Annotated in this window: 22 protein-coding genes and 1 tRNA gene; 11 read left to right on the top strand and 12 right to left on the bottom strand. The window is 71.6% G+C overall.

The genetic code is table 11. The features are described from left to right. Window positions 1-104 precede the first annotated feature (104 nt). The 3 genes from AW27_RS01030 (at window position 105) to AW27_RS01020 (ending at window position 1668) form a co-directional block, all read left to right on the top strand. On the top strand, window positions 105-515 hold the full coding sequence (locus tag AW27_RS01030; RefSeq protein ID WP_037917365.1) for a rodlin: 411 nt from the start codon (window positions 105-107) through the stop codon (window positions 513-515). A 322-nt stretch (window positions 516-837) separates the two neighbouring features. After that, a complete protein-coding gene (locus AW27_RS01025; protein WP_037917367.1) occupies window positions 838-1125 on the top strand; it encodes a hypothetical protein in 288 nt (95 codons plus the stop codon). Between the two features lie 159 nt (window positions 1126-1284). Next, on the top strand, window positions 1285-1668 hold the full coding sequence (locus AW27_RS01020; protein WP_236647492.1) for a beta-lactamase family protein: 384 nt from the start codon (window positions 1285-1287) through the stop codon (window positions 1666-1668). Here AW27_RS01020 and AW27_RS01015 read toward each other — a convergent pair. Further along, window positions 1554-5027, bottom strand: coding sequence for a M28 family peptidase (locus tag AW27_RS01015; protein ID WP_052030162.1), 3474 nt, complete (start codon window positions 5025-5027; stop codon window positions 1554-1556). The genes AW27_RS01020 and AW27_RS01015 overlap by 115 nt on opposite strands. Window positions 5028-5210: 183 nt before the next feature. Between AW27_RS01015 and AW27_RS01010 the strand changes: the two genes are divergently transcribed. Continuing rightward, window positions 5211-6170 carry a LysR family transcriptional regulator gene (locus AW27_RS01010; protein ID WP_037917369.1) on the top strand — a complete coding sequence of 320 codons (960 nt, stop codon included), beginning with the start codon at window positions 5211-5213 and terminating at the stop codon, window positions 6168-6170. Between the two features lie 37 nt (window positions 6171-6207). Here the strand turns inward: AW27_RS01010 and AW27_RS01005 are convergent, their stop codons facing one another. The 6 genes from AW27_RS01005 to AW27_RS00980 all read right to left on the bottom strand — a co-directional run bounded on the left by AW27_RS01005 (window position 6208) and on the right by AW27_RS00980 (window position 10044). Beyond that, the gene (locus AW27_RS01005; RefSeq protein ID WP_037917371.1) at window positions 6208-7038 is read right to left on the bottom strand and encodes a class I SAM-dependent methyltransferase; all 831 of its coding nucleotides are present in this window, start codon (window positions 7036-7038) and stop codon (window positions 6208-6210) included. A gap of 109 nt (window positions 7039-7147) precedes the next feature. Further along, complete coding sequence (locus AW27_RS01000; protein ID WP_037917373.1) at window positions 7148-7378, bottom strand: hypothetical protein; 231 nt, start codon at window positions 7376-7378, stop codon at window positions 7148-7150. 60 nt (window positions 7379-7438) lie between these two features. Continuing rightward, window positions 7439-8674, bottom strand: a complete 1236-nt coding sequence (locus AW27_RS00995) for a mannosyltransferase family protein (RefSeq protein WP_037917375.1) — start codon at window positions 8672-8674, stop codon at window positions 7439-7441. A 182-nt stretch (window positions 8675-8856) separates the two neighbouring features. Continuing rightward, window positions 8857-9297, bottom strand: a complete 441-nt coding sequence (locus AW27_RS00990) for a hypothetical protein (protein WP_052030163.1) — start codon at window positions 9295-9297, stop codon at window positions 8857-8859. Then, entirely contained in the window at window positions 9290-9787 is a 498-nt protein-coding gene (locus tag AW27_RS00985; RefSeq protein ID WP_037917377.1) for a SigE family RNA polymerase sigma factor, read from the bottom strand. The genes AW27_RS00990 and AW27_RS00985 overlap by 8 nt, the downstream gene beginning before the upstream one ends. A 183-nt stretch (window positions 9788-9970) precedes the next feature. Continuing rightward, window positions 9971-10044, bottom strand: a tRNA-Met gene (locus AW27_RS00980). A gap of 289 nt (window positions 10045-10333) precedes the next feature. Between AW27_RS00980 and AW27_RS00975 the strand changes: the two genes are divergently transcribed. The 3 genes from AW27_RS00975 to AW27_RS00965 all read left to right on the top strand — a co-directional run bounded on the left by AW27_RS00975 (window position 10334) and on the right by AW27_RS00965 (window position 12301). Then, window positions 10334-10537, top strand: coding sequence for a cold-shock protein (locus tag AW27_RS00975; RefSeq protein ID WP_030036890.1), 204 nt, complete (start codon window positions 10334-10336; stop codon window positions 10535-10537). 258 nt (window positions 10538-10795) lie between these two features. Further along, entirely contained in the window at window positions 10796-11509 is a 714-nt protein-coding gene (locus tag AW27_RS00970) for a ribonuclease H family protein (RefSeq protein WP_037917379.1), read from the top strand. 78 nt (window positions 11510-11587) lie between these two features. After that, window positions 11588-12301: an alpha/beta fold hydrolase gene (locus AW27_RS00965; RefSeq protein WP_037918503.1), complete on the top strand. Its 714-nt coding sequence runs from the start codon at window positions 11588-11590 to the stop codon at window positions 12299-12301. Window positions 12302-12336: 35 nt separating this feature from the next. On the opposite strand, the gene AW27_RS00960 is transcribed toward AW27_RS00965, so the two are convergent. After that, window positions 12337-13077, bottom strand: coding sequence for a LamG domain-containing protein (locus AW27_RS00960; protein ID WP_052030164.1), 741 nt, complete (start codon window positions 13075-13077; stop codon window positions 12337-12339). A 114-nt stretch (window positions 13078-13191) separates the two neighbouring features. After that, entirely contained in the window at window positions 13192-13812 is a 621-nt protein-coding gene (locus AW27_RS00955) for an L-threonylcarbamoyladenylate synthase (RefSeq protein ID WP_037917382.1), read from the bottom strand. 227 nt (window positions 13813-14039) lie between these two features. Between AW27_RS00955 and AW27_RS00950 the strand changes: the two genes are divergently transcribed. The 3 genes from AW27_RS00950 (at window position 14040) to AW27_RS00940 (ending at window position 18053) form a co-directional block, all read left to right on the top strand. Next, a complete protein-coding gene (locus AW27_RS00950; RefSeq protein WP_037917385.1) occupies window positions 14040-16163 on the top strand; it encodes a SpoIIE family protein phosphatase in 2124 nt (707 codons plus the stop codon). 11 nt (window positions 16164-16174) lie between these two features. After that, window positions 16175-17440, top strand: a complete 1266-nt coding sequence (locus AW27_RS00945; protein WP_052030165.1) for a serine hydrolase domain-containing protein — start codon at window positions 16175-16177, stop codon at window positions 17438-17440. Window positions 17441-17528: 88 nt separating this feature from the next. Next, entirely contained in the window at window positions 17529-18053 is a 525-nt protein-coding gene (locus AW27_RS00940; RefSeq protein WP_037917391.1) for a GNAT family N-acetyltransferase, read from the top strand. Here AW27_RS00940 and AW27_RS00935 read toward each other — a convergent pair. Beyond that, window positions 18043-18711 (bottom strand): hypothetical protein, encoded by a 669-nt coding sequence (locus AW27_RS00935; RefSeq protein ID WP_063890550.1) that lies wholly within the window; start codon window positions 18709-18711, stop codon window positions 18043-18045. The genes AW27_RS00940 and AW27_RS00935 overlap by 11 nt on opposite strands. Window positions 18712-18803: 92 nt before the next feature. Between AW27_RS00935 and AW27_RS00930 the strand changes: the two genes are divergently transcribed. Beyond that, a complete protein-coding gene (locus AW27_RS00930) occupies window positions 18804-19673 on the top strand; it encodes an alpha/beta fold hydrolase (RefSeq protein ID WP_052030166.1) in 870 nt (289 codons plus the stop codon). An 84-nt stretch (window positions 19674-19757) separates the two neighbouring features. On the opposite strand, the gene AW27_RS00925 is transcribed toward AW27_RS00930, so the two are convergent. Further along, entirely contained in the window at window positions 19758-20942 is a 1185-nt protein-coding gene (locus tag AW27_RS00925) for a cytochrome P450 (protein WP_037917393.1), read from the bottom strand. Then, on the bottom strand, window positions 20932-21639 hold the full coding sequence (locus AW27_RS00920; RefSeq protein ID WP_078555960.1) for a cyclodityrosine synthase: 708 nt from the start codon (window positions 21637-21639) through the stop codon (window positions 20932-20934). The genes AW27_RS00925 and AW27_RS00920 overlap by 11 nt, the downstream gene beginning before the upstream one ends. Between the last annotated feature and the right edge of the window lie 129 nt (window positions 21640-21768).

The following is a 21768-nucleotide window of genomic DNA, read 5'->3' as shown; positions in this document are numbered from 1 at the left end:
GACGGGGCGTGCCGCCAATCGGGTGAAGCCCCGGAACCCGGCGTCCCTCCGGCCGTTGATCAAGGCGCTCACCCTCATGCACCCGTGTGACACAAGGACACCTGATGCTCAAGAAGATTATGGCCACCGCCGCCGCCACCGCATCCATCGTCGGCGCGGGCGCCGCAGTCGCCGCCCCGGCCATGGCCGTCGGCAACGACAACGGGGTCAACACCGTCAACGGAAACGGTGCCCAGCAGATCTACGGTAACCAGAAGACCACGGGCGACCAGAGCCCGCAGCTCGGCCTGGTCCAGGGCACGTTGAACAAGCCCTGCATCGGTCTGCCGGCGAAGGTCAACGCCCAGTCGATCCTGGCCCTGGTCAACGTCGGCGTCCAGGACATCAACGTCCTGTCCAACCCGCAGAACCAGCAGTGCACCGAGAACTCCACCCAGGCCAAGGGCGACGAGCCGCTCTCCCACATCCTGGACAACATCCCGGTCCTTTCGGGCAACGTCTCGGCCGGCAGCTGACGCAGTCCCCTTCTTGCAAGAGTTGTACGAGTTGTACGAGCCGGGGCCTCCGACGCCTGCGCGAGTGCCCACGAGGCCCCGGCTTGCTCCACCCGGATCCACCGATCCGACGCACAGAACGGCGCGCGCCGGCCGGACGGCCGTCGACGTGGGCACCGAACCCCGCACCGCAGAGCCTCCCGCCCGACCGGGCCGGAGGCTCTGCTGCGTGCTGCGTGCTGCGTGCTGCGTGCTGAGTTCCGCGGCTCTCGCGGTGTTCGCGGTGCGGCGCCGCGACGTGTGAAACCGGCTGTGCGGCGCCCCATCCGGTAGCTTCGGTTCCATGACCACTGAGCCGCAGAGCTTCGAGATCCTGGTGGTGCCCGAGCACATCGAGAACCTCCGCGGCGCCTCGCCGGCGGACCGCGCCCTGAGGTCGGCCGTGGTCGAGGCGACCGGAGAGCGAGGGGCCTCGGGATACCCCCGCTACCGGGGGCAGGGCGTGGAGGCCGACATCGACCCCACCACGCGCACCATCGAGGCCCTGCTCGTCGACGGCGCGGAGCTGGACTACGGGCTGATCGCCATGATCGCCCCCGAGGGCGGGGGCCGCGGATCCCGCCGCACGTAGCGGCGGGCGAACGGGTCAACCGGGGCGTTTCGGTCGTACGGATGGTGGCCGGGAGCGGGCCAGCGCGCCCCGGGCGCCGACGAGTACGAACTGCGCGGCCCGCACGCCCGCTCTTACAGCAAGAACTTCCTCACCGCCCCCGACGCCGAGATCCACGACGTGACCGAGCTGAACACCAGCTTCGCCTGGTCGGCCGGCGGCATGGTCTCCACCGCCGGGGACCTGAACCGCTTCTTCGCCGAACTGCTGGGCGGCCGGCTGCTGCCGCCCGCCCAGCAGGAGGAGATGTTCGCGGTCCGCCCGGCTCCCGCGGGCCAGTGGATCCCCGGCGCCTCCTACGGCCTGGGCATGTCGTCGATGGCGCTGTCCTGCGGTGCCACGGTCTGGGGCATGGGCTGCGTCGGGTCGGGAGGGCTCAGCCCGAGGGCTCAGCTCACCTGGAGGGCGACGTCGTCCACGACGAAGGAGGTCTGGAGGGACTGGTCCTCCACGCCGTTGAACTTCAGGGTGACGGTCCGGCCCGCGTACGCCGACAGGTCGTAGGTCTTCTCGGCGTATCCGGGCTTCGCGTCCAGGTTGGAGAAGGACCCCAGCGTCTGGCCGGCCACGGAGACCGTGAACCGGTCGTAGACGACGCTCGCGTATTCGTCCGTGTCGATGTGGAGGAAGAACGAGAGCCGGTACGAGGCACAGCCCGAGGGGATGGCCAGCGACTGCGAGGCGCTGTCCGTGTGGGGTGAGCCGTACCCGTTGAGCCAGGCCTTGTAGCTGCCGCTGTGCGGGGCCTGGCCGGACTGGCTGGTGATCACGCCGGCGGTCGCGCTCCACGGACTGGAGCCGTTCTCGAAGCCGCCGTTGACCACCAGCTGGCGCGGGGTGCAGCTGCCCCCGCCCGTGACGGTCAGCGTGTAGGTGGTGGTGTGGGCGACGGTGCCCGAGCCGGTGACGGTCAGGGTGTACGTGCCGGGCGCCGTGCCCGCGCCGACCTGGACGGACAGCGTCGAGGAGGTGCCGGACACCACCGACGACGGGCTGAGCGAGGCAGTCACGCCGGCCGGTGCGCCGGAGACGGAGAGCGCGACCGTCTGCGCGGTGCCGCTCACGGTGGCGGTGTTCACCGTCGCCGAGACCGAACCGCCCGGAGCCGTACTGCCCGCGGCCGGGCTGACCCCGATGGAGAAGTCCTGCGCCGGGGTCTCGCCGCCGACGGCCTGCTTCCACAGTGCGTAGGCGACGCCGTCCGCGCTGCGGTCGAGCACCGTGGCGTTGATGTTGTTCGCGGTGTCACAGGAGCTGTGGTAGCAGGAGTCGTAGGCGGCGTTCGCGGTGCCGCCCCACTTCGAGGCCTGTGCCGAGGTCTTGCGGGCGCTGGCTCCGGCCGCGTAGCCGGAGGTGGGGATGCCGCCCTGCTGGAAGGAGTAGTCGTCGCTGCGGCCCTGCCCCTCGGTGTTCTCCTCGGGCGCCAGGTTCAGTGAGGTCCAGTACGCCTTGAGCGGCGCGGCGGTGGCGGAGTTCAGGTTGTTGATGAAGTAGCCGCCGTTGGTCGAGCCGACCATGTCGAAGTTGTAGTAGCCCTTGATGGCCGCGCGCTGGCTGCTGCTGAGCTGGTTGACGTAGAACTTCGAGCCGTTGAGGCCCTGCTCCTCGTCGGTCCACCAGGCGAAGCGCACGTGCTTGGTCATCGTCGGGTTCTTCTGGGCGAGGACGAGCGCGTTCTCCAGTAGGGTCGCGGAGCCCGAGCCGTTGTCGTTGATGCCGGGGCCGGCCGAGACGCCGTCCAGGTGGGCGCCGAACATGACGGTCTGGTCGGTGGGACCGCCGGGCCAGTCGGCGATCAGGTTGTTGGAGGGGTAGGCGCACGAGGAGCAGTACTGCTCCGTGACCGTGTAGCCGGCCGCCTGGAGCTTGCCCTTGACGTAGGCCAGCGACTGGTTGTAGCCGGCGCTGCCCGCACGGCGGTGACCGCCGTTCTGCGAGGCGATGGTGTTGAACTGTGCCAGGTGCGCTCGCACGTTGGCGACGTCGATGTCCGGCGGGTCGTTGCCGGGCTGTGTCCCGCCGACGTTCAGCGTGAAGTCGACCGTGTGGGACAGCGCCGTGCCCTGGCCCTTGACGACGACCGTGGACGTGCCCGGCGCGGCGTTGGAGCCGGCGGTCAGCGTCAGCACCGAGGACTGTCCGGACTGCACGGTGGCGGGGTTGAAGGAGGCGCTCACTCCGGCCGGCAGGCCGGACGCGGTCAGCGTCACCGACTGGGCGGTGCCGGTGGTGACGGTGGTACCGACCGTGGTGGTGACCGTGCCGCCCTGCTGGACGGTGCCCGACGAGGGGGTCAGCGCCATCGAGAAGTCGTTGTTCTGGCCGCTCGGGGTGCAGGTCGGGTCGGCGGACTGGGCCGGCACGCTGATGGCGTCCCAGGCCGCCTTCGTCGTGTTGAAGAGGCCGCAGGTGGCGTCCAGCGACTTTGCCGAGTTCAGCGTCGCCGTGCGGTACTTCCGGTACGACATGCTGCTGGTCTTGAGCAGCATGCCGCCGTAGAAGATCTTGCCGGCGTTCTGCACGCCCACACCGGTCAGCGTGGTTCCGTTGCAGGTGCTGCTGTTGGGCTTGCCACCGCCCGGACTGGTGCCCTCGGCCAGCAGGTAGAACCAGTGATTCAGGGGACCGGCGGCCGCGTGCACCTCCGTACCGGGTATCGCGGAGCTGTAACAGGCCGGGTCGTTGTTGACGGCCGGCGGGTTGTACATGTTGCGGATCGGGCCCCGGCCCTGGAGGTTGATCACCTCGCCCACGGTGTAGTCCGGCGTGTCGTACGGGGCGGGCTGGTTGATGTAGGCCTCGGTCAGCGCGCCGAAGATGTCACCGGTGGCTTCGCCGAGACCGGCCTCCTGGCCGCTGGTACCGCCGGGGGTGTTGGAGTCGATGGCGTGCCCGTACTCGTGGGCCACCACGTCGACGCCGGCGATCCACTCGTTCGCGGTGTTGCGTCCGATGGTGACCGAGCTGCCGTCCCAGTAGGCGTTCAGGTCGTTCAGCCCGACCTTGGCGGGGAAGGAGCGGCCGTTTCCGCTGACGCCGTTGCGGCCCAGCCACTGGGAGAGCATGTCCCACTGTTTCTGAGCTGCGAACATCAGGTCGACGCAGCCAGTCTCCTTGCTCGTGGGGTTGCCGGTGCCCCAGGAGTCGGAGGACTTCGTGAAGACCGTACCGGTGCTGTAGTCCGCGCAGCTCAGGCCGGTGCGGTTGGGGTCGCGCAGCGTGTACGTCGAACCGGAGTTGGTGGTGTCGATGGTGATCGGGCCGGGCCCGTTCCACTTGCTGTTGCCGGTGCCCGCGACGACGTCGTCGTAGGTGTCGACGAGCGCGCCCGTGCGGGCGTCGACGAAGACGTGGAGCCTGCTGGGGGCGGTCTTGGTACGGCCGCGCAGCACGGTCTCCCACGCCAGCACCGGCTTGTCGTTCTTGAGCCGGACGACGAGCCGGCTGCTCTCGACCTTGTCGACCGCGGCGAGCTTCGCCCGCGAGGTGGCCTCGGCGTCCTTCGCGGACACCGTGGCCCGGGTAGCGATGTCGATGCGTACGGAAGAGGCGGACTGGAGGGCTCGGACCTTCCCGGCGCCGTCCGCGAGGACGACCGCGTCGCCGCCGACGACCGGCAGGCCGCGGTAGCTGCGCTCGTACGACACCGAATAGAGGTCCTTCACCCAGGGGGTGACGAGCCTGCGCTCGTACTGCTCCTGCGCGGAGTTGACCAGGGAGTCGAGACCGCTGTCGACGGCCTGGTCGGCGGCTGCGACCGCGCGTGCGGCGGGGGTGTCCTTCTGGGACGGTGCGGGTTGCGCCTGCGGCGTTGCCGATGCCGTCCCGGCCAGGGCGCCGGCGAGGCTCGCGGTCAGCGCCATCGCTGCCACGGCCGCGGTCCATCTGGTGGGTTGCAACGTCCACTCCGATCGTGGGGGGGTCGGGGATGAGTGGTGGTCGTTCGCGGCCGAGTATGAGTGTGTGCATGACGAGAATGGGACATCCCGGCAGGCATAAGGTCCGCGTTATGGTGCGGTCGCGGGCGCCCTGCGTACGCTGCCCGGATGCAGCTGGAGTTGAGGCATCTGCAAGCTGTCCTCCGGATAGCGGAGGCGGGCAGCCTGGGGGGCGCGGCGCGGCGGCTGGGAGTCTCGCAGCCCGCACTGTCCGCGCAGCTGAGGCGCATCGAACGGGTCACCGGTGGCGACCTGTTCGTGCGGGGCAGGGGCGGCGTGGAGCCCACGGCGCTGGGACAGTTCGTCCTGGCCAAAGCACGTCGGGTGCTCAGCGAGATGGACGCCCTGGGGGCCGAGGCGCGCGCCCTCTCGGCCGCCGGCCCGCTGCGCCTCGGCTGCATCATGCTCGTGCTGCTCGACGGCCTGCTGGCTCAGACCGACCTGTCGATGTCCGGGCGGGAGATCGCTGTCGATCTGGAGGACTCGGTGACGGCGCTCGCCCGGATGCTCGGCGCCGGACGCTACGACGCCATCGTCTACGGCGAGGTCAACGGCCACGAAGTGCCGCTGCCGGAAGGGACCTTGTCCAGGACGCTGATCGCGAAGGAGCCCTTCGGGATCAGACTGTCCGCGAGCCACGGGCTGGCCGGTGCGGACCGCATCGACCTCGCCGACCTCGCGGGGGAGGCGTGGATGACTCCGGTGGAGGACGACGACGGCGGCCCCGAGGCACTCGTCGCGGCCTGCGCCGAGGCCGGGTTCAGCCCGTCACTGCGCTACCGGATCACCGACCGCAAGATGCACTACGACCTGATCGCGGCGGGCCGCGCGGTCTCGCTCAGCCAGCCGACGGCGCCGACGGCCGCGGGCACGGTGCTGCGCCCCCTCGTCGGCAGCCCCGTCACCGGCCGCATCCGCCTGGCCTGGAACCGCTCGGCGCTCTCGGCCGACCAGGCCCAGCAGCTCTACCGGGCGGCGGCCCGCGCGTACCTGGCCAACATCGACAACAACCGCTTCCACCGCGAGTGGTGGGACGCGCACCCCGAGGTCCACCCGGTCGTCGACTGACGCACCGGCCGGCCGGCCGACCCGGGCGCGGGCATCGTCAGCCGCGGTGGTGGGCGGTCAGCAGCAGGTACTCCCACTCCATCACGCCGTCCGTGGTGTGTTCGGCGGCGAGGGCGTCGAGCACCTCGTCCAGGGCCGCGACCTTGTCGGGATCGCCGCCCGCCGCGCGGTACACGGCGATCGTCGGCCCGTAGCAGGCCTTGAAGAACTCCCTGAAGTCCCAAGGGTTCTTGAAGAGGGACACGCGGACCGTCCTGCGGCGGGCGACGACATCGGTGACCGCGTCGCCGAGCAGGTCGTGGACGTACTCCTCGTCCCCCCACAGAGGTGGCGGCTGCGCACCCGGCGGGGCCGGCGGAGCATACGGCTTCATCGCGGCGAACAGCCGCCCGACGAAGCCCTCCGGGGTCCAGTTGATCAGCCCGACCGTCCCGCCGGCCCGGCACACGCGGAGCATCTCATCGGCGGCGGTGCGGTGGTGCGGGGCGAACATGACGCCGACGCAGGACATCACGACGTCGAACTCGCCGTCCGCGAAGGGCAAGTCCTCGGCGTCAGCCTCCCGCCACTCCAGCTTCGCGCCCTGTACGGCGGCCAGGTGCCGCCCGGTCTCCAGCAGCTCGGGGGTCAGATCGGACGCCACGACGTCCGCGCCGGCCAGCGCCGCCGGAATGGAGGCGTTGCCGGACCCCGCGGCGATGTCGAGGACCCGGTCACCGGTTCGGACCCCGCACTCCTTCACCAGCAGCGGTCCCAGCCGGGGGATGACGTGGGAGGCCACGGACGGATAGTCACCCAGCGCCCACATCGCCCGGTGCCCTGCCTTCAGGGTGCGGTCGGCTTGCCGCGCCTCGCCCGCATCGGTCATGACAGCCGTCCTCCAGCGCTCGAAGCGTTTCCACCCTGAGCCTAGGGACCGACCGGCGGACCGGCCCGCCGGTGGAGCCACCCGGGTGTCGGCGGAGCCCGCCGGAGGGTCAGTCGTGAGCCGTGAGGCCTCCGAAGTCGCGGGCGAAGCCCTCGCGGAAGCCGGGCCGCTCCAGCGCCTCCTCGAAGGCCCGGGCGGCGAGCGCGAGTGCGGTCGCGTGCTCCTGGGCGGCGGTGAGTTCGGCAAGGTACGCGCGCAGGCTCAGTCCGCGGTCGGCGGCGAGTGCGGCGAGCCGGTCGCGCACGTCGGTGTCGACCTCGACGGTGGTGGTGTCGGCCATCCTCCGAGTATGCGCGCCCGGTGGCCGGCCGGGGGACTGTTCGCCGCGCCGGGGCACGCGCTATCCGGCCCAGCGTCCGGTGAGGAAGGTGATGGCCACCGTGGTGCACAGCGGGCTCGCGACGTACAGGTAGGCACCGCGTACCCACCGGCGGTGCAGGCTCCAGCCGGCCAGGGAGATCCACAGCGGCCACCACAGCAGCGTGGAGCGGGGCACGGAGGTGTACCAGTAGGACGTGCCCAGGGCCCACAGGGTGAGGGCGATGTACAGGGCCTCCGGCCAGTGGCGGCCCCGCGCCAGTACGGCGAGCAGGACGAGCCCGGTCACCATGGCCAGCAGCTCCGCCTGCCACATGATCGCGTAGCCGGTGGGCCGGGTGTGGCCGAAGGCGGCCGTCCAGGTGTGGGACCAGGCCTCCCACGGCAGGTGGAACTCCCGGTACCAGCCACGCTCCTGGGAGTGCTTCCAGGCCTGCCAGTCGCCCGTCCCCGCATGCAGGTACCAGGTGTGGAGCAGCGGGGGGAGGGCCGGCAGGAGCAGCCACGGGGCCGCCCGCCAGGCGGTGCGGATCCGTACGGTCATCAGGAAGTGGAGGGTCAGCGCCGCCGCGAGGAACAACCCGGTCACCCGCACCGAGCAGGCCAGGCAGGTCAGGACCGAGGCGGCGGCCCAGCTCCGGCGCTGCGCCGCCAGCCAGGCGGGCAGGGCCAGCGCGAGGAAGAGCGACTCGGTGTAGCCCGCCGCGAGGAACACCGCGCAGGGCGAGACCAGCAGGAAGGCCGCTGCACGCCGGCCCGCGTCGTCGTGGCCCAGCCGTTCTCGGGCGAGGCGGGCCAGGGCCAGGACGGCGACGCCACCCGCGACGAAGGAGATCAGCGCTCCGGACGCGGCCCAGGAGGGGACCACCGTGTGCACGGCGCGCAGGACGAGGGGGAAACCGGGCAGGAAGGCCTCCCTGTTGTCCCAGCCGACCGTCCAGGGACCCGTCGCATCGGGGAAGTACCCGTCCCGGGCTATGCGGAGGTAGAACGCCCAGTCCCAGCGCTCCCAGGGCGCGAGCAGCGACGGGGGGCGGCGGCTCTCGCCGTCGGAGGGGAACAGCCAGCCGACGGCCCCCGCGGTGGTCCACAGGCCGACGCGGGTCAGCAGGTAGAGCCACAGCACCTCGCGGTCGGCCGGCCCGAGCCACCGCGGGGCCCGGAGCGCGCGGCGGGAACGGGGGAGCGCCGGCCGACCCGGCGGGGCGGGCCGCGAGCGGCCGGCGGCGGCCGGCCGGTGCGGTGCGGAAACGGGCACGGGGGATCTCCTGGCCGTCTGAGGGCGTGCGGAACCACCGGCCCGGTTTTCCGGGCCGCTGTCCGCAGGCGGCGGTGTGGGCGGTGGCGCACCCGGGGCGGGCGCGCGGCGGGCGAGGGGTGGGGGCCGGGCGCCCGCCGGAAGGTGTCCCGCGGATCAGGCCCGATCCGCGGGACACCCCGCTAGCGGGGTGGCGCGGTGGTGGCGCTGGGCGCGCCGGGGTTGGTCGGGCTGTGCGGCGGACGGGCGCTCATCGTCCCGGTGGCGTCGGGATCGCCCACTCCGGCGGTCGCGGTGGGCGGGGTCCGCGAGGACGCGCTGCTCTGCGCGGAGGGAGGCGCGGTGGTCGGCGCGGTGGTCGGCAGATCGGACGCCGGTGGGGGAGACGGGGTGGTCGCCGGAAGGGTCGGGCGGCCGGAGTCCTGCGGCAGGAACGCGGCCAGCGCCGCGCCGGATCCGCCGAACAGCAGACAGCAGGCGGCGGCGATGCCGACGATCCGGCGCCGCCGGACCCGTTCGCCCCGGTGTGCGATGACGGTGACGGGCGGGAGTGCCGCCGCGGCCTGCCCGGCCGAGGCGGCGGCGCGGAAGGCGGACCGCAGCGGGTCGTGGGACTCAGGCATCGGGAGCCTCCTCGGTGCGCGGATCCTGCAGATGGTGGGAGAGCGCGGCCCGGCCGCGGGACAGGTGCGTCTTGACCGTGCTCGCGGACAGCGCGGTCTCGGCGGCGATCTGCTCGACCGTCAGGTCGCACAGGTAGTGCAGCGCCATCGTGCGGCGCTGCTTCAGTGGCAGCTGTCGCAGCGCTTCGACCAGGGCCACCGCCTCGGGACCGGGTCCCTCGACGTGCGCCGCCGGAGCACTGCGCCGCCAGGCTTCGGCCGAACGCCGGCGCACCCGCCAGCGGCTGACCGCGAGCCGCCACGCCACGGTGCGGATCCATGCCTCCGGGCGGCCCTCGCGGTCCAGCTGACGACGGCGCCCCCACCCCCGGACGAAGGCCTCCTGCACCACGTCCTGTGCCTCGTGGTGGTCGCCGAGCATCACGTACAGCTGTCCCGTGAGCCTCCCCGCCGCTTGTGCGTAGAACGCCTCGAACTCCTCGACGGTCAAAAATCGCTCCCGAATCCGTATGTCGCTCTCACCCGGCATACGCTCGGCGCACCGGATCCGGTCGACACCCGACGACGGGAAATCCTGTGACGCCGGTCACGCCGTGCGCGGGGACGGGCCGCGGCGACCGTCCGGAACGGCGCAAGGGCCCGGATCCTCGTGGATCCGGGCCCTTGGGAGCAGTAGCGGGGACAGGATTCGAACCTGCGACCTCTGGGTTATGAGCCCAGCGAGCTACCGAGCTGCTCCACCCCGCGTCGGTGGACCTCACCCTACGGCATCCGGGGGACGGTCCGCGGCGGGTTTTTCGGGCGGCGGCGCCCGGCAAGTCCGTACAAGGGCGAATTCCCGCCGCGCAGGCGTGATCATTCCCCCTGGTGACAGTGCGTGCAGGCGTGTACCTTCTCCGGTAGCTGTCGTGGTTCCAAGTGCCTTGCCCGCGCCTTCAGGTGTGGGCAGTTTTGCTGTGTTGTGCCGTAGGACCAGGGCGATCACCTCCGTCCTCCACGCCGTGTGGAGGGCGTACGTCAACGGGAAGGCATGAACATGGCTACGGGAACCGTGAAGTGGTTCAACTCCGAGAAGGGCTTCGGCTTCATCGCGCAGGACGGCGGCGGCCCGGACGTCTTCGCCCACTACTCGGCGATCAACGCCACGGGCTACCGTGAGCTCCAGGAGGGTCAGGCCGTGACCTTCGACATCACGCAGGGCCAGAAGGGCCCGCAGGCGGAGAACATCACCCCCGCCTGATCCCCGGTCGACCCGGGCCGTGGTCCGGGTACCGGAGAACCGTTTCCTCCTCTCGGGGCCAACCGGTGGAGGGAGGATCAGGGCCGTGCGGCATCGCCGCACGGCCCTGTTTCGTCTCCTCCGCCTCCGAGTCCGCGGGCCCCTCCGGCACGCGCGGGCCGCGCGCCGGGGGACGGGCCGTGAGCCTGGCCGGCCGGGGTCGTACCGCTCCGCGCCGGCCGGGGCCGTACCGCTCCGCGGATGAGGCATGATCGGAGGATGTCTGATCGCATCATTGCCGCCTGTGACGGAGCGGCGAAGGGGAACCCCGGACCCGCCGGCTGGGGATGGGTCATCGCCGACGCCGAGGGACACCCGAAACGCTGGGAGGCCGGTCCGCTGGGGCGGTCCACCAACAACATCGGGGAGCTGACCGCGCTCCAGCGGCTGTTGGAGGCGCTGGAGCCCGGGACGTCCGTCGAGGTGAGGATGGACTCGCAGTACGCGATGAAGGCGGTCACCCAGTGGCTGCCCGGCTGGAAGCGCAACGGCTGGAAGACCGCCTCCGGCGGGCCCGTGGCGAACCGCGAACTCGTCGAGGAGATCGACGGCCTGCTCGCCGAGCGCGACGTGACCTTCCGGTACGTTCCCGCGCACCGCGAGGACGGCGACCACCTCAACGCGATCGCCGACCAGGCCGCCAGTGACGCGGCGCTCAGGCAGGAGGCCGCGGGCACGGCCCTGGGGAACACGGACCTGCCGGTACCGGCCCCCGCGGCGCCCGCACGGCGGGGAGCCGCCACGGCGAAGAAGCGATCGAGTGCGGGATCGGCTGCGGGCCGGGCGAGCCGGGGGAGCCGGGCCATCAAGGCGAAGTTCCCGGGCAGCTGCCCCTGCGGTGCGCCGTACGCCGTCGGCGACATGATCGCCAAGAACGGCAGCCGCTGGGGCCACGAGAGCTGCGCGGCCGTCGCCATCGGGGCCGAGGGCTGAGCAGGCCGGCCGCGGACCAGGGCGCATATCGAAAATATTTCCTAGATGATCGTCAGGCTGCCCGGCTACCGTGCGGGCATGGTGAATTTCGTGCTGGTTGCCGGTGCGCGGCTCGGGGCGTGGGCGTGGGGCGACGTGGTGCCGTATCTGCGCGCGGCCGGCCACGGCGTCCATCCGTTGACGCTGTCCGGTCTTGCTGACAAGCGGGGTGTACCGGCGGGGCAGGCGACTCACGTCCAGGACATCGTTGCCGAGGTGGAACGCCAGGGTCTGCGTGACGTGGTCCTGGTGGGTCACAGTTACTCGGGCATCCCGGTGGGTCAGGCCGCTGAGCGGATCGGTGACCGACTGGCTCGCGTGGTATTCGTCGACTCAAGCGTTCCGGTTGACGGCGAGTCGTTTGTCTCCGCCTGGCCGGACGGCGGGGCGGCGGTGGAGGCGGCGATCGCCGAGAACGGGGGGTTCTGGCCGCTCGCGCCGGCTGCTCATTACGACGGCGAGGGTCTCACCGAAGAGCAGATCGCACGCCTCGTGCGTGGCTCGACGCCCCACCCAGGTGCCACGCTGACCGAGCCCGCTGTGCTGTCGGGGCCGCTCGGTGAACTTCCGGCGACCTACGTCCTATGCGTGATGCCGGGGGCCGAGCCTGACGACGCCGAGCCCGACGAGGATGTGGCTGAGCTGCTGAACAGCGAGCTCTGGCGGCTGGTCACGATGGACACCGGCCATTGGCCGATGTTCTCCCAGCCGCGCGAGCTGGCGCAGATTCTCCTGGATGCTGCCGTGGAGTGAGGGCACCTTCATGTGGACTCGTTCTTCTGCGGCGTCTACGGTCGGAACACGCGGAGGTGGGCGACCTCGAAGGCCATCTCGGACACTCCCGCCTCGGGTGCCGGGTGGTAGCGGCCCGCGCAGACCGAGAGGTTGACGATGAGATAGGCCCGCCAGCGCCGTCCCACACCGCGCCGGTCGGCGAAGACCTGCTTGCCGTTGACCCACCACACCACCGAGCGGGACCCGAATTCCACCGTGAGGTCGACCCAGCGGCCGTGGCCGACGGTCGGGTCCCGGTGGTAACGGGAGCCGCCCCTGACGTGGTTGGACAGTTCGAGGAGGTCGGGGTTGTCCGGGTGGTACTCGAAGACGTCGATCTCGTTGCCGCCGTCCAGCCAGGTCCAGATCGCGGGCCAGGCCCCGAGTTCGGCCGGCAGCCGTACGCGGGACTCCAGTACGTCGCCGGTCCGCACCATGAAGCCCTCCTCGCTGCCCTCGGTGGTCAGCAGCCCGGCGTTCCACTTGCCGTCCGGGCGGCGGACGGCACGGAAGGTGCCGGTGCGGCTGTAGAAGGGGTCCGGTACCAGGTGGTCCAGCTTGTTGTCGCCGGGGTTGGTGGGGCCGCCGTTCGGATAGGCCCAGGAACGGCCGGCGACCCACTGGCGGGTCGAGCCGAAGTCCGCCGTGAAGACCGGGGCCCGGGCGCTCGCCGGGCTGACGGCATCACCGTCGGTGGTGGTGGAGGTGGAACGTCCGAGGAGCCGTCGGATCCGGTCGAGAACCTGAGTGAGCACATCGCTCCTTCCCGAGAACGCGAGCCCTTGCAGCATGCCCGCCTGCCGGTGAATGCATACCGGTCCACCGGTTTGTGTGCAGCCCGCCCCGCCGTGCGACGATCCGAGCGCCGGCTACTCGAACCGCGAGGTGTCGCCGGCCCCGCGACGGACGATCTCGGCGTCGCCGGAGGAGAAGTCGATGACCGTGGTCGGCTCGGTGCCGCAGTCACCCGAGTCCAGTACGGCGTCCACCTCGTGGTCGAGACGCTCCTTGATCTCCCAGCCCTGGGTCATCGGCTCCGCCTCGTCCGGCAGCAGCAGCGTGCTCGACAGCAGCGGTTCGCCGAGCTCCGCGAGCAGGGCCTGGGTCACCACGTGGTCGGGGATCCGGACGCCGACCGTCTTCTTCTTCGGATGCAGCAGCTGGCGCGGCACCTCCGAGGTCGCCGGGAGGATGAAGGTGTAACTGCCGGGAGTGGCCGCCTTGATGGCGCGGAACACGTTGTTGTCGATCCGTACGAACTGCCCCAGCTGGGCGAAGTTCTGGCACACCAGGGTGAAGTGGTGGCGGTCGTCCAGATCGCGGATCGAGCGGATCCGTCCGATGCCGTCCCGGTTGCCCAGCTGGCAACCCAGCGCGAAGCAGGAGTCCGTGGGGTAGGCGACGAGCCCGCCCGAGCGGATCATGCCGACCACGTTGTCGATGGTGCGCCGCTGCGGGTTCTCGGGGTGCACGTCGAAGTATTTCGCCATCCGCCGAGCCTACGCGGTCGCCGGTACCGCCTTCGACCACGTCCGACCGCCTCCGAGCCCCGGCCGCTCCGGCGCCGCCGGGCCCGGGCCGGGCCGCTCCGGACGCTTCCCGGCGGTTTCCGGGGGACGATGAGAGGTGACCGTGCGCCCCGGACCGCCCGGACGGGGCCGGACCGGGCCGGGGCGGGTGGCCGCCGGGCCGATGGTGCCGGAAGGGAGCATCGCCAATGGGTGCGATCGACGGGTCGGGGACCAGCGAGAGCCAGCCCGGCGCAGCCGGGATCGCCCCGCCGAGCGGCCTCCTCGACGTCCTGAACGTGGCCGCCGTCGTGCTCGACTCCGACGGCCGGGTCGCCCTGTGGAGCCCACAAGCAGAACAATTGTTCGGCTGGGCGGCGGACGAGGCGCTCGGCCAGCCCGCGGCCCGGCTGCTGGCCGACACGCAGCACGTCGGACTGGTGACGGAGCTGTTCGCCCGGGTCATGGGCGGCGCCGGCGACTGGGCGGGCGCCTTCCCGGTACGGCACAAGGACGGCAGCACACGCCTCGTGGAGTTCCGCAACATGCGGCTGCTCGACGATCGCGGCGACCTGTACGCCCTGGGCATCGCGACCGATCGCACCACACTGCGGCAGCTGGAGCGCGACCTCGCCCTCTCCGCCCGCCTCGTGGCCCAGTCCCCGATCGGGCTCGCCGTCCTGGACACTGAGCTGCGCTACGTCCTGGTCAACCCCACGCTGGAGCGGATCAACGGGCTGCCCGCCTCCGAGCACATCGGCCGGGGCGTCCGGGAGGCCCTGTCCTTCCTCGACGACACGGAGGCCGCCGAGTCGGCGATGCGCCAGGTCCTGGCCACCGGGACTCCGCTGCTGGAGCAGTTCACGGCCGGACGCACCCACGGCGGGCACCGCACCGAACACGCCTGGTCGGTGTCCTACTACCGGCTCGAGGACGCCACCGGACGGGTCCTGGGCCTGGCCACCTCGGTGGTCGACGTCACCCAGAGCCACCAGGCGGCCCTCGAGATCGCCCGCAGCCGCCGCCGCCTCGCGCTGATCGCGGACGCCACCGTCCGCATCGGCACCACCCTCGACCTCGACCAGACCGCCCGCGAGCTCGCGGACGTCGTCGTGCCCGAGCTCGCCGACATCGCCGCCGTCGACATCCTCGACTCGGTCCTCGAAGGGCGGCCCACGCTCAGGTCGTCGGCCCACGAGCCGGCCGTGTTCCGCGCCCTCGCCGTCGCCGCCGCCTATCCGAGCGAGGCCGTCCGCGCCGCGGACCCGCCGGGAGACATCGCCCGCTACGCCGCCGACCGGCTGGTCACCCGGTCCGTGACCACCGGCCACCCGGTCCTCGTCGCCCACGTGCAGGCCAGGGACATCTCCCGGATCGCTCGCGACAGCAACGCCGCCTCCCTCCTGACCCGCGCCGGACTGCGCTCCTACCTGGCCGTCCCGCTCATCGCGCGCGGCGAGGTCCTGGGCGCCCTGGACCTCAAACGCACCCGCAATCCGCTCCCGTTCAACGACGACGACATCGTGCTGGCCGGCGAACTGGCCGCGCGCGCAGCCGTGTGCATCGACAACGCCCGCTGGTACCGCAACGCCCACCACACCGCACTCGCCCTCCAGCACCACCTGCTGCCCCACCACCCGCCGCCCACACCCGGTCTGGAGGTGGCCTCCCGCTACCGGCCTGCCGCGGCCAGCAGCGAGATCGGCGGCGACTGGTTCGACGCCATTGCGGGACCGGACGACACCACCGTCCTCGTCATCGGCGACGTCATGGGCAGTGGGATCAACGCGGCAGCCAGCATGGGGCAGTTGCGCACCGCGACCCGCACCCTCGCCGAACTCGCCCTCGACCCGCCCCAGGTGCTCCAGCAGCTGGACCGCACCACGGCCGCCCTGGAGGAGACCATCGCCACCTGCGTCTACGTCGTCCACGACCCGCACCGCGCGCAATGCCGCATCGCCGTCGCGGGACACCTGCCTCCCGTGCTCATCCGGGCGGGCCACGCACCCCGGCTGCTCGACCTGCCCACCGGAGCACCGCTCGGCGTGGGCGGCATCCCCTTCGAGGCGACCACCGTGGCCATGGCCCCCGGCGACCAACTGGTGCTCTACACGGACGGCCTGGTGGAGACCCGTGACCAGCCCATCGACGAGCGCCTCGGTCTCCTGCTGGACCTGCTGGCCGACACCGGGCGCCCCCTGGAGGAGACCTGCGACCGGCTCCTGGACTCCCTGCGCCGCCCCGACGACCACGACGACGTGGCCCTCGTCATCGCCCGCGCACGGTCCCTGACCCAGGACTCCCGTCTCGCGGCCGCGCCGGTACGGGCCTAGCCTGACCGTGTATGCCGACCCTGGTCCCCGTACCGCAGGAGGCATTGGTGAAAACGACGCAACTACGGCTTCGCCGGACCTGCGCGGCCACCGCCGCGGCAGGGCTGCTCCTCACCGGGGCCGTCACGGCCCCCGCCTACGGGGCGCCCACCCCCGGACCGTCCGCCTCGGCCACGCCCTCGCCGGACGCGGACGGGGAGTTCAAGCAGATCACCCCGGCTGTCGCGGGCCAGCTCGACGCCGCCGTGCGCCAGGTCATGCGCGAGGCACAGGTGCCCGGTGTGGTCGTGGGCCTGTGGGCACCCGGCAAGGGCAGCTACGTGAAGGCCTTCGGCGTGGCCGACAAGGCGACGGGCGAGCCCATGCGGACGGACTTCAACACGCGCATCGGCAGCCTGACCAAGACGTTCACGGTCACCGCCCTCCTCCAGCTGGTCGACCAGGGCAAGGTCGGCCTCGACGACCCGATCGGCGACTACATCTCCGGCGTGCCGAACGGCGGCGCCATCACCCTGCGCGAACTGGCCGGCATGCGCAGCGGGTTGTTCAACTACAGCGAGGATCCTGACTTCGACAAGGCGTTCACCGCCGACCCCGACCGCCCCTTCACCCCGCAGGAGTTGCTCGACTACTCCTTCAGGCACCCGGTGCAGTTCGCTCCGGACGCGAAGTTCCAGTACTCCAACACCAACCTGATCCTGCTCGGCCTGGTGATCGAGAAGATCACCGGCCGACCGCTCGCCGAGGTGGTCGACGAGGACGTCGTGGACCCGGCCGGACTGCGCCGGACCTTCTTCCCGACCGGCGCGGAGTTCCCCGCTCCGCACGCCCAGGGCTACACCGACCAGACCGCGTCGGGGAAGGTCGAGGTGTCGACGGACTGGAACCCGTCCTGGGCCTGGGCGGCCGGAGCGATGATCTCCGACCTCCAGAACCTGCGCAGCTGGGCCCGTACGCTCGCCACCGGCACGCTCCTGACGCCCGCGACCCAGGCCCAGCGTCTGAAGACCCAGTCGGTCGGCATCCCGGGCGCCGGCTACGGGCTGGGCCTCTTCGACGTCCAGGGCTGGATCGGGCACAACGGTTCGCTCCCCGGCTACCAGAGCCTCGCGGTGTACCTCCCGCAGGCCCAGGCGACCCTGGTCGTCATCCTCAACACCGACATCCTCCACGACGGCCAGGAGCCCAGCACGCTCTTCGGTGAGGCGATCACCTCCATCGTCACCCCGGACAACGTCTACCCCGGCCGCAAGCCGTCGGAGCCGAGGTCCGGCTGAGGGCCTGCCCGGCCCGCCCGGCCCCGCACGCCTGCCCGGCCCGCCCGGGCAGGCTGGGTCGGATCATCGGACTGTTAGGGTCCCTGCCATGCCCCAGCTCATCGCCCCCAGCCCCCACCTGCACGGAACCTGGATCGCCGCACGGGAGGAATGGGGACCCGATGCCCACATGGACGGTGCGGGGCTCGGCTCCGGCGACGACGTCGACACCCCGGAGGGCTTCGCGGCCTGGACACGGAAGCTCCGCCGGTACGCGGACCGCTCGGTGCCGGTCGAGCACGGCCGCGTCCACGCGACGTACTGGTGGATCACCGAGGACGACACGTACCTCGGCGCCATCGACCTGCGCCACTACCTCAACGGCTTCCTCCTCGACGCCGGCGGCCACATCGGCTACGGCATAAGGCCCTCGGCCCGCAGGCGCGGCCTGGCCACCTGGGCCCTGACCGCCGTGCTCCACGAGGCGCGGGTCCTCGGCATGGACCGGGTCCTGCTCACCTGCGACCCCGGCAACACGGGGTCCGTCCGCACCATCGAGCGCGGCGGTGGCGTGCTGGAGGACGTGCGCGAGACCCTGATCGGCCCCAAGCGCCGCTACTGGATCACCCTCTGACTCCTGCCGTGCCCGTGCCGCCGGCGTGCCGCTCGGCCGTGGTGGGTCGATAGTGCGGCCGTGAGCGACTGGTCGCAGCGCCCCTGAGGCGGTCGCGCTGGAGCTGGCGGGCGACGGTCCGGCGTACCGACGCCGGGCCCGACGCGGCGGCGGCCGGCTCCGGGCCGGTGTCGAGGCCGCGGCCGATCTCGTCGTACGCGGCCCTGAAAGCGGCGGGCAGTTCGCTCGCGCCCGTTCTCAGGTCTGCTTCGAGCAGGCGCCGCAACTCGTCGGTGCTCTCCGGCGTGAAGTGCTTCCGTCCCCTGGAGAGGGAGCCGACGAAGCGTGCGCAGCGCGCTGCGTCGAGGGTCTCGGCGACCTCCTCCGCCAGCGCCCACAGGCGCCCTTCGAGCCACGCGACGTCGCGCTGGTCGAGGGCGAGTCGGAGCCGCGGCGGCGGATCGCCGGCCGCGAACCGCGTGATCTGCTTGGAGACGGCGGGCTGGCTCATCTCCGTGATCCGGGCGATCTTGTCCTGAGTCCACCCGAAGCCGGTGAAAAGCCTGATCATCTCGGTGCGCAGCCTGCGCATCTCCTCGCCCGCCCGGATGACCTCGTTCATTCCGGCGAGCATCCGCGCCGCCTCTTCCTCGGTCAGCGCACCGGGCTCGTACCGCACTCCGTTTCCTTCCACCGCTCGGTTATACACCGGGCCAGCCCTGCACCATAACCAGGTTGTACAACCTGGTTATGGCTGTCATGATCCGCTGCATGTCCGCACCACTAGCAGCATCCCCAGGCGCGTCCGGGTCCGAGTCGGCGTTCACCGCGCCCGACGGAACCCGCCTCGCCTACCGCACCCACGGCACCGGCGACCCGCTGGTCTGCATCCCCGGAGGCCCGGCGGATTCCGCCTACCTCGGCGAACTCGGCGGCCTGTCCGCCCACCGCCGCCTGGTCGTCCTGGACCTGCGCGGCACCGGCCGCTCCGCGGTCCCGCGGGACGCCTCGTCCTACCGCAGCGACCGCCTCGCCGACGATATCGAAGCGCTGCGCGCGCACCTCGGGCTCGGCCGGATCGACCTGCTCGCCCATTCCGCCGGGGCCAACACCGCGATGCAGTACGCGGCCCGGCACCCGGACCGCGTCGGCCGGCTCGCCCTGATCACCCCCGGCACCCGTGCCGTCGGAACGGTGATCACGGGGGAGGCCCGGCGCGAACTCGCCCTGCTGCGGTCGGGTGAGCCGTGGTTCCCCGCGGCCTTCGCCGCGCTGGAGGCGCTCATCGCGGGCACCGGCGGCGACCGCGAGGCCGTCGGGCCGTTCCTCTACGGCCGCTGGGACGACGAAGCCCGGCGCCACCATGCGGCGGGCAGCCCCGACAACCCGGAGGCGGTCGCCCTGTTCGGGGCCGACGGCGCCTTCGACCCGGAGGCCACCCGCGCGGGCCTCGCCGCCCTCCGCGCCCCGGTGCTCCTGCTCGCCGGGGAGTTCGACCTGAACAGCCCGCCCGGGTCGGTCGAGGCATGCGCGCAGCTGTTCCCCGACGCCACGCTCGTCGTGCAGCCGGGAGCGGGCCACTACCCCTGGCTGGACGACGCCGCCCGGTTCACCGCGGCCGTCGCGGCGTTCCTGGGATGACCGCGGGCGGCGGCCGGCCGGATTCCCCCCGGCCGGTGCCGCCGCCCGCCCCCTCTCCGAAGCAGCCGCCGTGTGCCGGATCCGCTACCAGAGGACGGGGAGCCGCTCCGGCAGGCGCTTCATGAACCGGGTGCGCCAGACGAGCTGGTCGAAGGGCACGGCCAGCTGCAGGCGGGGCATCTTCTCCAGCAGCACCTCGATGGCGATCTCCGTGTGCCGCTTTCCGAGCGCGGTGGCCGGGCAGTAGTGCGGTCCGCCGCCGAACGACAGGTGGGTACCGGCATTCCCGCGGTCGATGTCGAAGACGTGCGGGTCGGAGTACACGGCCGGGTCGGTGTTGGCGGCCTCTACCAGGACGAGCAGCAGTTCGCCCTTCTTCACCTCGACGTCGCCGAGGGTGACGTCCTCCAGCGCGAGGCGCGGCAGCCCGTCCGCGATCGACAGATTGACGCGCAGGAGCTCGTCCACCGCGGCCGGGATCTTCTCCGGGGCCTTGCGCAGCTGCTCCCACACGTCGGGGTTCTGCAGGAGCGAGACGATCGCCATGGTCAGGAACCCCATGGTCGAGATGACACCGGCGCCGAACAGTGTGACGCCGACGACCGCCAGCATCTCGTCCGTCAGGTGCGCGTAGTCGGGATCCTCGCGCAGTGCGGCGAGCTCGGCCATCAGGCCGGTGGTGGCCGGGTCGTCGAGCCGCTCCACCATGTAGGCCATGTCGCGGTCCCAGTTGAGCTTGGCGCCCGTGACGGGGCAGGCCGAGTTCATGAACGCGATGTCGAGGCTGGCGGCCAGGCGCGGGGCGTCGGCCTCCGGAATGCCGAGGATGCGGCAGTGGAGGTTCTCCGCGTACGGATTGGTGAACCGGCCGCGCAGGTCGACGGGTGCACCGCTGCGCAGGAGGTCGTCGACGAGGCCGTTCGCCTGCTCGCGCATCCAGACGGTGAGGTTGCCGGTCTTCGGGTTGATCGCCTTGAGCACGGCCTTGCGCAGGCCGGCGCCGGTGATGTTGCCCATGTTGTTGACGACCTCGGGTGGGATCGTCAGCGCGTACTGCCGGGGCACGCCGGGGGCCGAGGTGTCCTTCAGGCTGAAACGCGGATCCTCGAGGACCTGCTTGCAGAGCGCATGGGACGAGACCAGCCAGGCCTCGTCGCCCGCAATGGTGCGGACGCGCTTGACCGGCTCACTCCGCAGCTGCTCGACCTCGGCCGGGAGCTGGTCGCCGCGCGCGGAGAACGGGAAGTCGAGGAGGGTGTCAGCGGGCATCGGAATCTCCTTCGGCGGGGGTGATGACGGCGTGGCCCTGGTTGCGTGAGGCGCGAAGCCCCGAGCCGCGCGAGTAGAGCAGTTCCGCCATGGGCAGGAGCTGGTGGTAGCAGTTGAGGGAGGAGGGCACGCCCAGGATGGCGGGCGTGTCCAGGAACAGCGGCGCCTCCGCGCAGACGTATTCCAGGCAGACCTCGCGCTGACGGGCGGTGGCGGCCTTCCCGTTCAGCACCTTCGAGGAAAGGAACGCATCGACAAGGCAGTTGCAGGTCTCGCGGAACTCCGCATCGATGTCGAGCAGGTTGATCAGGTGGCTGTGGAGTGTGCGGTACGCCGGGATGTCGGTGAGGGAGGACATCGGGCGCGCCCGGAGGCGGACACCGGTGGGGTCGGCCTCGGCGGCGGCGTTGTTGACCTTGGCGCGGACTCCGCGCAGGTTCTTCACCGCCTTGCGGCGTGCTTCGTCCTCGCCGTATCCGAGGGCCTCGTACATCTCCGCGACGTGCATGTCGGTGTAGATGAGGTCGACCTGCGCGAAGTTGCGCATGCCCCACTGGGCGAGATCGAGGACACGCTGTGCTGAGAAATAGCTGTTGCCGGGCGAGATGCCGATGACGGCGTGATCGCCCTCGTCGTTGATCACCTGGCAGTGCGGGGTGTATGGCCGGACTGTGAAGACTTCGGTCGCTGTCGTCAACAGGGGTCGGGTCCTTTGCGCCGCAAGTCCCGTGGGGCCCTGTGCCCCGGGTGTGGCGGCGACGTGATGGAAGGTACCCGAACTCTGAGCGACGTTCCATGTCTTCTGGGTAGTAACTCATCTGGCGGA

It is taken from the genome of Streptomyces sp. PCS3-D2, from assembly GCF_000612545.2.
GTDB lineage: Bacteria > Actinomycetota > Actinomycetes > Streptomycetales > Streptomycetaceae > Streptomyces.
This window is presented reverse-complemented; position numbering and strand designations above follow the sequence as displayed.